General features: G+C 41.1%; 13 protein-coding genes. 9 read left to right on the top strand and 4 right to left on the bottom strand.

The genetic code is table 11. The annotated features are described in order from the left end of the window. Window positions 1–85 precede the first annotated feature (85 nt). Window positions 86–337 carry a DUF2007 domain-containing protein gene (locus ALKIM_RS0107865; RefSeq protein WP_026474157.1) on the bottom strand — a complete coding sequence of 84 codons (252 nt, stop codon included), beginning with the start codon at window positions 335–337 and terminating at the stop codon, window positions 86–88. Between the two features lie 514 nt (window positions 338–851). Between ALKIM_RS0107865 and ALKIM_RS0107875 the strand changes: the two genes are divergently transcribed. The 9 genes from ALKIM_RS0107875 (at window position 852) to ALKIM_RS0107915 (ending at window position 11,249) form a co-directional block, all read left to right on the top strand. Further along, window positions 852–2,240 carry an MATE family efflux transporter gene (locus tag ALKIM_RS0107875; protein ID WP_026474159.1) on the top strand — a complete coding sequence of 463 codons (1,389 nt, stop codon included), beginning with the start codon at window positions 852–854 and terminating at the stop codon, window positions 2,238–2,240. 4 nt (window positions 2,241–2,244) lie between these two features. Beyond that, window positions 2,245–2,643 carry a VOC family protein gene (locus ALKIM_RS0107880; RefSeq protein WP_026474160.1) on the top strand — a complete coding sequence of 133 codons (399 nt, stop codon included), beginning with the start codon at window positions 2,245–2,247 and terminating at the stop codon, window positions 2,641–2,643. 29 nt (window positions 2,644–2,672) lie between these two features. Continuing rightward, complete coding sequence (locus ALKIM_RS0107885) at window positions 2,673–3,446, top strand: class I SAM-dependent methyltransferase (RefSeq protein WP_026474161.1); 774 nt, start codon at window positions 2,673–2,675, stop codon at window positions 3,444–3,446. Between the two features lie 71 nt (window positions 3,447–3,517). Continuing rightward, window positions 3,518–4,876: a dGTP triphosphohydrolase gene (gene dgt, locus ALKIM_RS0107890; protein WP_026474162.1), complete on the top strand. Its 1,359-nt coding sequence runs from the start codon at window positions 3,518–3,520 to the stop codon at window positions 4,874–4,876. 46 nt (window positions 4,877–4,922) lie between these two features. Further along, the gene (locus tag ALKIM_RS0107895) at window positions 4,923–5,690 is read left to right on the top strand and encodes a sensor histidine kinase (protein WP_026474163.1); all 768 of its coding nucleotides are present in this window, start codon (window positions 4,923–4,925) and stop codon (window positions 5,688–5,690) included. Next, window positions 5,674–6,372, top strand: coding sequence for a LytR/AlgR family response regulator transcription factor (locus tag ALKIM_RS0107900; RefSeq protein ID WP_218916684.1), 699 nt, complete (start codon window positions 5,674–5,676; stop codon window positions 6,370–6,372). Before ALKIM_RS0107895 ends, ALKIM_RS0107900 begins: the two co-directional genes overlap by 17 nt. 244 nt (window positions 6,373–6,616) lie before the next feature. Then, window positions 6,617–6,778 (top strand): hypothetical protein, encoded by a 162-nt coding sequence (locus ALKIM_RS19870; protein WP_157363838.1) that lies wholly within the window; start codon window positions 6,617–6,619, stop codon window positions 6,776–6,778. A 127-nt stretch (window positions 6,779–6,905) separates the two neighbouring features. Further along, the gene (locus ALKIM_RS17985) at window positions 6,906–8,936 is read left to right on the top strand and encodes a cation:proton antiporter (protein ID WP_044117819.1); all 2,031 of its coding nucleotides are present in this window, start codon (window positions 6,906–6,908) and stop codon (window positions 8,934–8,936) included. A 42-nt stretch (window positions 8,937–8,978) separates the two neighbouring features. Further along, entirely contained in the window at window positions 8,979–11,249 is a 2,271-nt protein-coding gene (locus ALKIM_RS0107915) for a cation:proton antiporter domain-containing protein (protein ID WP_026474166.1), read from the top strand. Window positions 11,250–11,337: 88 nt separating this feature from the next. Here ALKIM_RS0107915 and ALKIM_RS0107920 read toward each other — a convergent pair whose 3' ends face one another. The 3 genes from ALKIM_RS0107920 to ALKIM_RS0107930 form a co-directional block, all read right to left on the bottom strand. After that, the gene (locus ALKIM_RS0107920) at window positions 11,338–12,819 is read right to left on the bottom strand and encodes a phosphoethanolamine transferase (RefSeq protein ID WP_162148803.1); all 1,482 of its coding nucleotides are present in this window, start codon (window positions 12,817–12,819) and stop codon (window positions 11,338–11,340) included. A 665-nt stretch (window positions 12,820–13,484) separates the two neighbouring features. Next, entirely contained in the window at window positions 13,485–14,105 is a 621-nt protein-coding gene (locus tag ALKIM_RS0107925; protein WP_026474168.1) for a hypothetical protein, read from the bottom strand. Between the two features lie 123 nt (window positions 14,106–14,228). Next, entirely contained in the window at window positions 14,229–14,411 is a 183-nt protein-coding gene (locus ALKIM_RS0107930) for a hypothetical protein (protein ID WP_157363840.1), read from the bottom strand. Between the last annotated feature and the right edge of the window lie 141 nt (window positions 14,412–14,552).

The following is a 14,552-nucleotide window of genomic DNA, read 5'->3' on the forward strand; positions in this document are numbered from 1 at the left end:
ACAGGAAGGCGTAAAACAGAAGGATTAATTCCGGATTGTTTTGCGCCTTCTTAATTTGTAGGGATGCCTGACTGATGACGCGTAATCAGATAAATAAATCCCAGTATGGGCTCTGGTTAACGATTTCAACCGCCTGCTTATAATCATCTGCATGCACCTGCAAGGTGAGATTCTCAGAACTGCCCAGGGTTGCTCCGCCAATTATCTGCATGACCGATGAGGCCGGATTATCAGAGGTTAAAAGCGAGTGTACACCAGATTTCTCAAGCAGGAGCTGAATTTCCTCTGCTATGGGTCGGTCGGCAATGGTCAACAGAATTTTCAGGTCATTCTCCATGTCAGATAATTTTGCAATAAAGAGTTAGAATCCGCCCCTTCAACGTCTTACATCACTAATAAATATAAAAAAATCCATTCAATTGGTCAACCCCTGGGGCTAAGTTGAAAATACTTTTTCCTGTGTAACCTGACATTAATTCTAAAATGAATTAATTTTGTGCCTTGTACTGCTTTCTCCCGCAATGAAGCGCACCACGGAACAACTTAAAGCGCGGGGTTATGTCCCTAAAAGTTTGGATAAAGATTTTGAAACCATCACTTACACTTATGCAGTAAAGTTACTAAACAGCTCACTGGCATTGAAAAAATGCTTGAAGCCCGACATCTTGCCAAAGAAAAACAGACCAATCGGCTGTGGCTTTCTGTGCCACACTCATAAAAGAAAAGAAACTCCACAACAAAATTGAAATATGCCATGCACTAGTAAAAACTGGTAAGTTCGCCATCGACAAACTAATCAGTTTATTGGGCAAAATTGATCATAGCATCTCAATCATACACAAACGCAAACAATGAACCTCATCAAGTTATATACACGCGATTATCACAAGGCAGGAGGCATCAAAGAGCTCCTCATACTGGCCTTCCCAATGATTATTTCAACAGCCTGCGACGGGGTAATGACCTTTACCGACCGGCTGTTTCTCTCTCGTCTGGGGCCTGAACACATGAATGCAGCCATGGGCGGAGCGGTAACATTTCAGATGCTCACCTTTTTCTTCATGGGCCTTACAGGCTACTCAACGGCTTTGGTGGCACAGTACTTTGGTGCCGGAGAACGCGCCAACACCACACGAGCCGCATTTCAGGCCATTCTCATCACCCTGCTGGCCTGGCCTGCCATACTGCTGCTAAAAGATGTGGCCATCCGCTTCTTCTATTTTATGGAGATTTCAGAATCACAGATAGGTCATCAGATTGAGTATCTCAACATATTGGTTTGGGGCGGTATTTTTGGAATGATGCGCTACACGCTGGGGTGTTATTTCACCGGCATCGGAAAAACAAAAATTGTAATGAGCGCCACTATACTGGCCATGATGGTCAACGTGGTACTGGATTACATCCTCATTTTGGGAAAATTTGGATTTGAACCCATGGGCGTACGCGGAGCAGCCATTGCCACCATCAGTGGCGCCTTTTCGGCGGTGCTGATGTTATCCATCGCCTATCTGGGACGAAACAACAGACAGATGTTCTTTGTGGCCTCTTCATTTAGGTTCAGTCTGGACATCATGAAGCGCTTGATACGTTATGGCTACCCGGCAGGACTGGAGTTATCGCTCAACTTTCTGGCATTCGGCATCATGATAGCCCTTTTTCATTCGCAGGGCGATGTGGTCGCCACTGCTTCAACCATCATGTTCAACTGGGATCTGGTGGCCTTCATCCCGTTGCTTGGCATCGAGATTGCTGTCACCAGCCTTGTGGGACGCTACATGGGAGCCGGACGGCCTCAAGCAGCACACCGTGCCGCTTTGTCGGCCATCCGCACCGGCATATTTTACTCGGTGGCCATTCTCATCCTGTTCATCACTGTGCCCGAATTTCTGGTACGCATCTTCCGCCCCATGGAATACGACCCAATTTTTGAAACGGCCGTGCCACTGGCCGCCGCCATGATACGCATTGCGGCACTTTATGTGTTGGCGCTGGCGGTGATGGTGGCATTGGTAGGCGCCTTGCGCGGCGCAGGCGACACGTTTTTCACCATGGTGATTTCCGTGTCGGCACACTGGCTTTTTGTGCCGCTGCTTTATGTGTCGTTAAAAATATTCAATCTATCGGTAGTCATCAGCTGGTTCCTTTTGGTAGTGTTTTTCCTTATATTTTGTTTTATATTGATATGGCGGTTTAACACCGGTAAATGGAAAAAGATTAAAGTTATTGGTAATAAATAACAGAATGAAAATAGAACACATTGCCATTTGGACGACCAATCTGGAAGCGCTAAAATCTTATTATGAGACCTATTTCGGCGCAAAATCAAATGATAAATACATCAACCCTACAACCGGGTTCGAAAGCTATTTTTTGACATTTGATGGCGGCGCCAGATTGGAAATTATGCGTAAACCCGACTTATCGGAGAGTAACCGCAACGAAAACAATCAAAACAATTGCGGGCTGACCCATCTGGCTTTTGGTGCCAGCTCTAAAGAAGAGGTGAACCAGAAAGCCAAAACATTGCAGGAGGCAGGATTTCAGATTTTAAGAGGGCCACGCACCACCGGCGATGGATATTATGAATTTGAAACACTGGATCCCGACAACAACCGCCTGGAAGTCACGACTCCGGCATAAAAACGAACATCATACTAAACTAACCTTACATGAAAACCATTGAAGAATCTGTTGTAAAGGCCCTTGATGGCAATCAACCTGAAATTTTTCAATATCTCCCCTATATCCTGCAGGATTTTTGGGAGCTTGGCTCCGACCCCAACACCATCATTCAACTGGTAAAAAAACATACCGATGCCAGACCGGGATTACAGGTGCTCGATCTGGCCTGCGGCAAAGGCGCAGTATCTATTAAACTGGCTGAGGCCACCGGCTGTAATTGCCTGGGCATTGATGCTTTGGAACCATTCATCTGCGCGGCCGCACAGAAAGCAGCCGAACACCATGTGAGCTACCTGTGTCGGTTCGAGACCAGTGACATCCGCACGCGCATCCACTCGCTCCACGGATTTGATGTCATCATTCTGGGCTCCATTGGACCGGTTTTTGGCGATATGCTCCAAACGCTTAACGCCATAAAATCAGCCCTAAACCATTCTGGAATAATAATTATCGCAGATGGATATAACGCCGACGAGAGTTCATTCAGCCATCCGACGCTGATGAAAAAAACCGAAGTGCTGAAACAAATCAGCCAGGCCGGCATGCAACTCGTGGATGAAACTATTTATGAGACAGACCAGGAAACAGAGGCGCTCCATCGCAAGGAATTCGCCCAACTCGAAAAAAGGTGCCATGAGCTGATGCAACATCATCCCGACAAACAATCGCTCTTTGCAGAGTACATTGAAAACCAGCGTAAGGAATACGAATTCATAGAAAATGACCTGATTTGCTCGGCCAAAGTGATTAAGTTCATTTGATGGGTCAAATTGGCCATAACGCCAAAATGCCTAACTTTACCACACAAACCGCATTCAGAAGCCAAAGAAGCATGAGCCAAACAATGAACTGGGAACAGTTACTCTCGACCAAACGCACCGGACAAGCAGTACGGCCAGACGAACACCACGACCGCACACAGTTTCAGCGTGATTATGACCGTTTGATATTCTCATCGCCATTTCGCCGGATGCAGGACAAGACCCAGGTTTTTCCCCTGCCGGGAAGCATCTTCGTTCACAACAGGCTCACCCACAGTCTGGAAGTGGCCAGCGTGGGGCGCTCACTGGGCTCGAACATAAGTCGGTTTTTAAAGGAAACCATCAAAGTAGCCACTCCATTGGTGGATGAACTGGGCTCTGTGACGGCTGCCGCGTGTCTGGCGCATGACATGGGCAATCCGCCCTTTGGGCACAACGGCGAAAAGGCAATCTCGCATTTCTTCAGAAACGGTGATGGCCGTCACTACCGCGACCTCATTAACGACGACCATGTATGGAACGACCTGGTGGATTTTGAAGGCAACGCCAATGCCCTGCGCCTGCTCACCCATAAATTTGCCGGCCGGCGCGCCGGAGGATTCGCACTTACCTACACCACCATTGCATCCATTGTGAAATATCCATACCCATCGGGCACAGCAGGCCGTAAAAAATATGGATTTTTTCAATCGGAAAAAGAGACATGGCTGGGAATAGCGAGTCAGCTAGGTCTCATGGAAGAAACCGATAATCCGGGCATCTTTGTGCGACATCCGTTGGTTTATCTTGTGGAGGCTGCCGACGACATCTGTTATCAACTGATGGACATCGAAGATGCACACAAACTTGGCATCTTATCAACCGAGGAGACCCGCGCGCTGCTCATGGCCTTTTTTGACACGGATGCCGACCGCGAACAAATCAGACGTATCCACGAGGTAAGCAACGAAGTGACCGATACCAACGAGCTCATCGCCTTTCTCAGGGCTTGGGTCATCGGCAAGCTGGTGGATAAATGTTCACACATATTTTGCGACAACCACGATGCCATCCTCAACGGCTCCTTCACCGGGTCACTCATAAAAAAACTGGAAGGACATACCGCCGCCGCCATGCAAAAATGCGTTGACACAGGTTTGCATACCATTTATAAACACCCCTCGGTGGTAGAGATAGAAATTGCCGGCTTCAAAATTTTGGGCTCACTGCTCAAAGAGTTTACCAATGCAGTGATGCATCCGGGCGATTACTATTCCGGACTGCTGCTCCCCTTTATTCCGGAACAATACAGGGTTGACCAACAAGCGCCACTGCACCATAAAATACAAACCGTCATCGATTTCATCTCAGGCATGACGGATGTGTACGCACTGGATTTATACCGAAAGATTAACGGGATAGGACTGACCGACAAACGATTCAAATTATGAAATTGCGCACAATAGATATTATCCTACATCTTAAAATTAGCACTGAATGAAAACTGAACAGACCATGTATTTTATTTACATTATACTGGTGTTTGGCATAATAATGCTGGTAGTTGCTGTTTTTATATACCTCAGGTTTACATCAGTTGCACGTGAAAATAAAAAATTAAGGCACAGACTTTTTGAATTAGAAGAGCAATACAGTGGCATAAAACTTAAAACACTTGAATCAAAACTGAACCCCCATTTATTTAAAAACATTTTAAACTCAATTCAATCACACGCCTATCAGACCTACTTTGCACTTGACAAACTTGCGGGCGTATTGGACTATATTCTTTATGAAAGCCGTAAAGGCATGGTATCAGCAAAAGAAGAGATAAACTTCGCCCTTAATCTCATCGAAATTAACAAAATTAAAGTAAGTCCATTGTTTGAATTAAAAGTGAAGACAAACATTGACGATACAGAGCCTCTTTATGACCAAAAGCTGGTGATCCCCATGATAACCATCGATTTAATTGAGAATGCATTTAAACATGCCGATTTACAAAGTCCCGATGCATTTATCTCCATCGTTTTTGAATTTAAGGAGAACTGTCTCGAGCTAACTGTGGCCAATAAAATTTCGCCGAGGCCTCAATTTAAAAAAGAGAAAAGCGGAATTGGGTCTGAAACATTTGAACATCGACTAAACCTCTTATATAAAGATTGTTACAAACTTGACAGAGTTATAGAAAATGATGTGTATATAGCGTATTTAAAACTGAATTTACTTGAATACAAAACTAAAATGTTTGCTACTGGACGATGAACTTCCGGGGCTCACTTATTTGAAGATGCTCTGCGAACAAATACCCGGACTGGAAGTTGTGAAAGCGTTTGACAATCCTGAACTTTTTCTCAAGGAGATGCCAAACCTTGAATTCGATTTTTGTATAATTGATATTGAGATGCCAGGTATCAGTGGTTTGCAAATCGCAAATCTCCTATCGGGCAAACCAGTTATTTTTGCCACTGCGTATAAAGAATATGCCGCCGATGCGTTTGACCTCAATGCAGTGGACTACCTGCGTAAGCCACTTACCCTGGAGCGACTTGAAAAAGCCATATCAAAACTTACAAAACAAGCTCAAACTCCAACACATTACAAAAACTATATTCATATAAATACTGATAAAGGAAAGGCAATCCTCTTTTTCGACCAGATTGTATATTTTCATACTTCAGATATAGACAGTCGCGACAAAGTTATATACCTACAGGATGGGTCCTTTCTTGTTGCCAAAAATTACTCCTTCAACGCGCTCTTAGGTATGCTCCCATCAAACGCATTCAGCCAGGTCAACAAGAGAGAAGTCATCGCCATCAAAGCCATATCGTTTTTTTCGAATGATGAAATAACAACCAAAATAGTTATGCCAACCGGCAAATCTCTGGCCGTTACACTGAGTGATAATTTCAGGGCCGAATTTCTAAAGAAGGTCACAGGATAATCAGTTATTTTATTTATCGAACAAAGGCTTATCAGCAGACTTCTTCGTGAGTCAGGTTTCTGCCCAATTTCTAAAATCCACCATCCTTCTCAGTGGAGAGGTAACAGAGCTTATCTCATTCAAAACGGCATCATTTAACTACTTCTCCAGATTCAATACAATATTTCACCTGCTCAGTGCAGGATTTGCCAAACTGTGTACAGATCTCCACTTTCACAGGGCATTTCTTCATAAATTGATACTAATGAAGACAAATCCTCTATTTGTAAACGTAAAAACCAATACTATGGAATTCACTGTTTGGCAAATACTTGGATACATCGTTCTGGTAATCTGCTTAACCGGGATGTTTCTATTTGTGCTAAATGCAATTTATAAGCTCTGGAAGGATAAAAACACACATTAAAGGCAGTGACCATTTATTACAATTTATTGCAATTGTATTTCAGAATCCGGCAACTTGGGTTCATACAAACAGTTCAGCTTCCGGTTGATTTATACCTTGCACGTAAAACCATAAAAATAAAATCATCATGGAACGGATAAATATGCCCATTACCGACAATGTTTTACTATTCCTGGTATTACTCCTCATAATCCTTCTGGCACCCATTCTTTCGAGACAAATAAAGTTTCCGGGAGTAGTCGGAATCATCATTGCAGGAGTGATAGTTGGCCCCAACGGTCTCAATATTATTGCCATGACATCTGCGATTGAGCTGTTAGGCGCCATAGGTTTGTTATACATAATGCTGCTAGCCGGGTTGGACATCAATTTGCTCGACTTTAAGAAGAATAAAAACAAAAGCATCATCTTTGGTATTATCACCTTTATAATTCCACAGCTGGTTGGGACATTTTTATTCAGAGCCATGGGGTTTTCCTGGACTGCGTCGATATTAATAGCCAGCATGTTTGCATCGCATACACTGGTTGGATATCCAATCATAACCAAACTGGGGATTGTGCGCAACCGAGCAGTTTTAACAACTGTTGGTGGAACCATCCTGGCTGACACACTCGCTTTATTGGTCTTGGCCGTAGTAGCCCGGTCGGTTAACGGTGCACTTGATTTTAATTTCTGGACAACATTAACTGTGCTGTCTGTTGTCTATTTTCTAGCTGTTGTGTATCTGTTACCGCTATTGGGACGGCTATTCTTCAGGTATGTTGATGATGGCATCATGCAATTCCATTTTGTGCTGGTTGTGGCATTTTTATGCTCATACTTAGCTCGTGTAATAGGAATAGAACCGATAGTTGGAGCATTTTTAGCGGGCCTGGTATTGAATCGCATGATTCCCTCATCAAGTCAACTAATGAACCGGGTTCAATTTGTAGGTAACTCATTCTTCATTCCCTTTTTTCTTTTATATATTGGGATGATAGTGGATGTGGAGGTGTTGCTCAACTCCCCTGCATCATGGATAGTGATGGCCACTATGCTGGCAACCAATGTGGTAACAAAATATGTTTCATCCAAAATCACCCAGAAACTCTTCAAATTTACAAAAGCCGAGGGCATGGTCATTTTTGGCCTCACCACCACCGAAGCGGCTGCAACCCTTGCAGCCACATTGGTAGGCTATCGCTTGGGCATCATCGGTAATGATGTGCTAAACGGAGTGATAATGATGATTTTAGTAACCTGTATCATTGGTCCCTGGATAGTGGAACATTATGGCAAAAAGATTGCAAACGAGAACGCAGGTGAAAAGTTTGTTAACGCCAAACTTCCCCATGTGATGGTACCTCTGTCAAATCCGGAGACTGCACCCCATTTACTATCTACCGCCATAATACTCAAAGACCACACTGTTAGCAAGATTTCAACACTCTCGGTAGTAACCGACCAATCAAAGCTTGATGATGAAATGGATAGAGTTGAAACGATGTTGGCCAAAGCAAGTGATTACGCCATAAGTGCTGGTGTAGAACTCAACACCTTAAAACGAATTGATGTAAACATTGCCAACGGCATTTCAAGAGCCGCTTTAGAGGAACAGGCTGATTTGCTAATCATAGGCTGGAACGGAAAAATTTCGGCCAAGGACCGCATATTTGGCAGCGTTCTCGACCAACTGTTAGAGCAAAGCTCACAATCTGTGTTTGTATGCAAAATGGAAAAATCCATCATGAGCAATTCTCGAATTGTATCATATATACCCTCATCATCAATTAAAGAACCTGGCTTTTACGGCGTACTAAAATCGCTTTTAACATTGGCAAAGGGAATGAATGCCCCCATTATGATTTCGGCTGAGAAAGATGTTGCTGACATTATAAAATCAACCATTAAGAGCGAAAGAACCAATGTGGAGGTAAAGTATCATTTACTTACAGATGACGTGAGTCATTTAAATCAGTTTACATTATTACTAAAACCAAACGACATCCTGTTTGCATTTGGTGCGCGCCGAAACACCATGAGTTGGATGCCATTTGCCGATAGATTACCCAAAAGCATGACCATAAAATTCAAAAATTACAATTTCATCATTGCCTATCCCGGTATTCCATACGACAAACGGAATGTGTTCATCAATGAATTTCCAATAAACTAAATTTTGTATATTGGTGAACTTAAAGCCAAACAATTAACGCGAATGAACGTCTTCAGGTACATTTTGTTTTATGCCACAACAACTTGTATTTTACTTTTGGCTATCTATTGGTTCGTGTTGGTAGGCAATGACATGGGGTATCATGGCCTATCCAACACTTTACTTGAAGAGACAAATCACTCCGGCCACGTCATTCTACCTATAATTAATAATCTCCAAAGTCCACTATCAATCCTGCTTCTTCAAATTGTGATAATTATATTCGCAGCACGCATCATTAGCTGGTTATTCCGTAAGGTTGGCCAACCTGTTGTAATTGGAGAGATAATAGCTGGCATTTTACTTGGTCCTTCTCTGTTGGGTCTCCATTTTCCTGAAATATCAAATTTCATTTTTCCTGAAAGTTCTTTGGATAACTTGCATTTTGTGAGCCAAATAGGGCTGGTTCTCTTTATGTTTACAGTAGGTCTTGAACTGGATTTAAGAGTTTTGAAATCTTCGGCACGCGAAGCCATAGTGATAGGACATGCCAGTGCCATAATCCCATTTATTGCCGGGCTTTTTCTAGCCGGGTTTTTATATCAAAAATTTATCCCGTCCGACATCTCTTTTATCTCATTTGCTCTATTTTTCAGCATCTCTATGAGCGTTTCGGCATTTCCGGTATTAGCCAGAATTGCCCAGGAAAGAGCCATCCATAAAACCAAGACCGGCACAATTGTTATGGCATGTGCCGCATCTAACGACCTATTGGTTTGGTCGCTTTTGGCCATCATTATTTCTATTATCCGTTCGGGCTCCTTTATGAGTGCTTCGTTTACGATGGTGTATGGAATTGCTTTCTTATTTCTGATGATTAAAATAATACGTCCCTTTCTTCAAAGAGTAGGTGAATTGCATCCTTCAAAAGAAAATCTGAGCAAGCCAATTGTAGCAATTTTTTTTGCCACACTAATACTCTCTGCCTTCATCGCCGAACTAATTGGGATACATGCATTATTTGGAGCCTTTCTGGCAGGTGCAATAATGCCTGAAAACGTAAGGTTTCGCATCTTATTTATCGAAAAAATTGAAGATGTGGCCATTGTGCTTCTATTGCCACTGTTTTTTGTTTTTACCGGCCTTCGCACTCAAATAGGATTGATTGACGACCCGGCGATTTGGAAAGCGACTGCGATAGTTGTGCTGGTGGCTATAACAGGTAAGCTTATCGGCACTGCAATAATTGCCAGAATTTTTGGTCAAAATCTTAAGGACAGTCTGGTTCTTGGTACGTTGTTAAATACCAGAGGACTGATGGTGCTGATCATTCTGAACATTGGATATGATCTCGGAGTATTCACGTCAGAGATTTTTACCATGATGGTTATAATGGCTTTAGCTACCACATTGATGACAAGCCCCGTCTTGTCCCTAATCAACAAACTGTTTCGGTCATCTACCACGCACACAACTGATACGTTAAGAAAAAACAGCAACTACAACATTCTGATTTCATTTGCCAATCCGGAAATGGGTAAATCACTGCTAAGGCTGGCTCACAGCCTTGTTAAAAAACTACATGATAATGCATCTGTTACGGTGATGCATCTGGCTCTGAGCAGTGAAATTCATCAATATAACGCTCAACTATATGAATCAGAGGCTTTTGATGAAATTCTGAATGAGTCCAGATATTTGAATCAGAAGATTTCAACACTCTTTAAATCATCAGGAGATATAATTACTGAAATAACGGAAATTGCGAATAAGGGCAAATATGATCTACTTCTAATTGGCATTGGAAAATCTATTTTTGAAGGAACCCTTTTAGGCAAAATGCTTGGATTTACAACACGAATAATAAACCCTGACAGAATTTTCAATCAGGTGATGGGCAGAGAACCTCTGTTTGGACATCATCATTTTGACCCTAAAACAGAAGCAATACTCTCAAAAAGCAATATCTCTGTAGGCATCTTAATTGATAAAGGACTGAACGATATACACCTTGTGGTAGTTCCAATTCTGTGTGATTCAGATTTGTCTATTCTGAAATTCGTACAAAAACTTATTTGGAACACCAATGCACAGGTAACATTCATTGACCCGTTAAATGTGATTGAAAATAACTTTCATCTGAAAGAATCAATCACCAGGATAGAACAAATTGCTCCAAATCACATCCGAATTATAAAAGAGAGCAACTTTACCGATGCTTTTCTCACAAAACAAAACTTAATGCTTATAAGCACACTCAGCTGGAAAAAAGCCATCAACAAAAAAAGTGAATGGTTAAAATGTATTCCATCAACACTTATCATTTCCGGATAATATCTAATTTACAAGCCCCATAATAAAAATTGAAATACAGACAGTTTGCTGTTGTCTTGGCTTACTTGCATAGTGCGAAACTATATTTTTATTTAAACTCAGCAGATACCGTCACGTAATCCACTATGGCCTTTCGCTCAGCAGGTTCTTTAAAGTTCTTATCTGCAAAACTTAAGGAATCAACAAATTGCGGAAAATCTACTGAGGCAAGCTGTGCAAACGTATAAAATGTATTGTCAGCTGACAATCGCTTGTCCATGTTGGCTCTTAGATTCACAACCAAGTCTGAATTAAACACCTCATACAAAGATGAATACCAAACAAAGGCCGGAACATGAACCTGCTCTTTTGTAATAGTAGATGCGCCATGCCCATAAAAATAGGAGGGTTCATCAAACAGACTTTCGCCATGGTCAGACGAGAAATAGACCATAGAAACAGACTCGCGCGCATCGACATGCTTAATTATTTCAGATAGAACATAATCCTGATACAATTCTGAATTGTCGTAAGAGTTAATAAACAATTCTCTGTTGCTTACATTTCGATTGATTGCATTTGATTGTTCCAGATTGGGAGAGAAAACATTGTATTCCTGAGGATGGCTATTTATTCCATAGTGGTTTCCAAACAGATTTATGATGATGAGTTTTTTATCATTGGTGGTATCGCTCAAAACCTCATCCAGAACCGGGAGGATGTGTTCATCCGGGTTTTTATGCGTTTGACTATAATAGTTATCAATCTCATCCAGATACTTATCCGAACCGTAACCTTTAAAAATCTCCTGATTGGATATCCAATAACTGGTAAATCCGGCCTCAGAGAATAACGAGACAATGCTTTTCTCCTTATGACAAAGGTCAAAATTGTCAGAGGTTGCCCTGGTAATCATTAACGGTACTGCCAAAGTAGTTACGTTGGCAGTAGCGTAAAAGTCGTTGAATACAACTAAATTCTCTATCAACGAAAGCCTTGGATTTGTTTCTCTTTGGTAACCGCATATCTGGTAATTGGCAGCTCTGGCAGATTCTCCAATAATCATTACATATATCTGCCCGGAAGAGAACTCTCTGTTTTGAATACTCTGGAACCTAAAATGTGCCATATCTCTCCTGTAGTTATCAATTGCTTTAAAATAGGCATAGCTCTCATAACAGCGATAAACCAAATTTAATGGGTGCTTTTTTACAATCTCTCTTTTAAAAAGATAAAAAGTTCGTTTCCCGCTTGAGTCGGCCGAAGTCTTTAACTGCCCAATCAATGAAGTAAAGGTCATCGCAGCCAGCACAAAAAATGCAGCAATAATCTTTGGCTTTAGGAAGTTTAGCCGAAAAGTTGGAAGTTTACGAAAAGATATCAGGAAAAACAGGAGTAGGCTTATTACAATAACAATAATCCATTCTATTCCTCTTATAAAGGCCACACTCTCATTATAATTTGTTTGTGCTACAGCTATTATGCCCTGTCGGGTCATATAATCATTAAACACCAGCAAATGAACCAGCTCTACGGGAACCACAATTACAAAAAAGACGGCCATGATATAGACTGCCGTTCTGAATTTCACGATGCTGTTTAGTATTAAAAAACTTAGCAAAATCAGTGATAATCTTGACAACAGATAGAACAGAGAATAAAAAAAACCGTTAAAATTTAAAGTGATATCAATTAAAATCGGAGAAACAGAAAACAGTAAAAAGCATATAACAATGGCTTTTTGGATTGGGTTATTAAATAGATTTCCCATGATTCACTAAGTTATTGAGACTCATTCCTGTATTCCAATAAAATTAATCAAAAAGAAATGTAGATAAAACATCTGCAAGGGTAAATATTTGAAGCAAATAACATAAAGTGTCAAAAGCAACCCTAAGAGGTATTTACTTCTGATTATTAAACCTATAGGCCGCCGTTCGCGCATATTTGTACACCGTTCGCGCCGATTTGCAATGGTACAAAGTCGAAGCTTAAAAGTCAGTCAAAAAAAACACCTGAAACAAAACACAAGATTTTTGCATGGAGAACTTTGTGAATAAAAAAGAATATATGTTAAGCGAATGTGGTTGATTTTATGGGTTATTGTGGCCCGAATTACAAATTCGAGCCAACGGGTTATTGTATTAATTGTGCAAATTAGATAGTTTCTCGCGTACTCAAAAATTATGCTTAACTGGGTTCTGGCTGCCGTTATCTAGCCGCGCTAGCTTCCAATTACGCTTAGCTATAACCATATTATTTAAGTACTATAGTTGCAGAATAATATCTGGATTCATTCTCCGACGTTTCAGGAATGAACACATTCCCGTCAAATTCTATACGATAACACTTAGCAAACTTAGAATTATCCCGCAAATATTCTTTTGGAACATCCCAGTAAGTAACAAACTCGTATATCGCATCATCTCCAAACACATGAGCGATTTTTAACTTGTAGATGAGTATTCTCTGATCCGGACATGCATCTGCCAATAAACTAAAACTACTGTTTAAATAACAGTCTCCATTGTTATGCAAAGTGAATATTGGACGATTAACATCTGGGATGAAACCAGGCCGAGCCGGAGAATTATAGATATCATTGTCCCAATTTGTGCAAGGGTCAGAAACAGCAATGTCCAATACATACAATTCGCGGTTTACAGTGCCCGATAGAGCATTCTCCATTGATATATTGGCCGGAATCCACTCTTCCAATCCAATTCCGTTAACCAAATCATTTCCGGAAGAATCCTGAAAATTGAACCCTAAATTATAGAATACTGTTTTTGGAGGAAGGGCGTCGAAACGTAAATCACAGGATATGAGATTCAAAGCAACCATGGCCAACAGTGCGTAAATAATAAATGTCTTCATAGCAGTTATGGTTTAGTGATATAAAAATCTTGTCTTGAATACTTATAATTACCGTTGCCAGAATTAACAATATTGAAAGCAAACCAGCCATCGTGATTACCTCCCCATCCCCTACTAATTATTTCAATTTTTCCATAATTCTTTAATAAGACTTGTTTTTCCACAAGATACTTCAGCTTTAACCTCAATTTCACCGACAATAATTATTTCATTCCCGTTATCTATTTTTGGATTCCCAATAACTTCTATTACTAAATTATAATAAGCACTTTGGCCTAATAAATAGATTGTTGTTGGTATCGACATTATTTGAACTTCTAGTCTTTTGTTGTATGGGTTAGGAATGTGTGAGCTCCCCATTATTAGGACAGCATTAAATTATAATTTTTTCCTCTGACCTTATTTAACCAAGTGTAGTAATTTTCCCTTCATAATCCCCTCCCATAG

Source organism: Alkaliflexus imshenetskii DSM 15055 (assembly GCF_000517065.1).
GTDB classification, from domain to species: Bacteria; Bacteroidota; Bacteroidia; order Bacteroidales; family Marinilabiliaceae; genus Alkaliflexus; species Alkaliflexus imshenetskii.

Excerpts from the sequence above, each read along its gene's own strand:
- ALKIM_RS0107865 (WP_026474157.1), bottom strand. The coding sequence starts at position 337 with ATGGAGAATGACCTGAAAATTCTGTTGACCATTGCCGACCGACCCATA.
- ALKIM_RS0107875 (WP_026474159.1), top strand. The coding sequence starts at position 852 with ATGAACCTCATCAAGTTATATACACGCGATTATCACAAGGCAGGAGGC.
- ALKIM_RS0107880 (WP_026474160.1), top strand. The coding sequence starts at position 2,245 with ATGAAAATAGAACACATTGCCATTTGGACGACCAATCTGGAAGCGCTA.
- ALKIM_RS0107885 (WP_026474161.1), top strand. The coding sequence starts at position 2,673 with ATGAAAACCATTGAAGAATCTGTTGTAAAGGCCCTTGATGGCAATCAA.
- dgt (WP_026474162.1), top strand. The coding sequence starts at position 3,518 with ATGAGCCAAACAATGAACTGGGAACAGTTACTCTCGACCAAACGCACC.
- ALKIM_RS0107895 (WP_026474163.1), top strand. The coding sequence starts at position 4,923 with ATGAAAACTGAACAGACCATGTATTTTATTTACATTATACTGGTGTTT.
- ALKIM_RS19870 (WP_157363838.1), top strand. The coding sequence starts at position 6,617 with ATGAAGACAAATCCTCTATTTGTAAACGTAAAAACCAATACTATGGAA.
- ALKIM_RS17985 (WP_044117819.1), top strand. The coding sequence starts at position 6,906 with ATGGAACGGATAAATATGCCCATTACCGACAATGTTTTACTATTCCTG.
- ALKIM_RS0107915 (WP_026474166.1), top strand. The coding sequence starts at position 8,979 with ATGAACGTCTTCAGGTACATTTTGTTTTATGCCACAACAACTTGTATT.
- ALKIM_RS0107925 (WP_026474168.1), bottom strand. The coding sequence starts at position 14,105 with ATGAAGACATTTATTATTTACGCACTGTTGGCCATGGTTGCTTTGAAT.
- ALKIM_RS0107930 (WP_157363840.1), bottom strand. The coding sequence starts at position 14,411 with ATGTCGATACCAACAACAATCTATTTATTAGGCCAAAGTGCTTATTAT.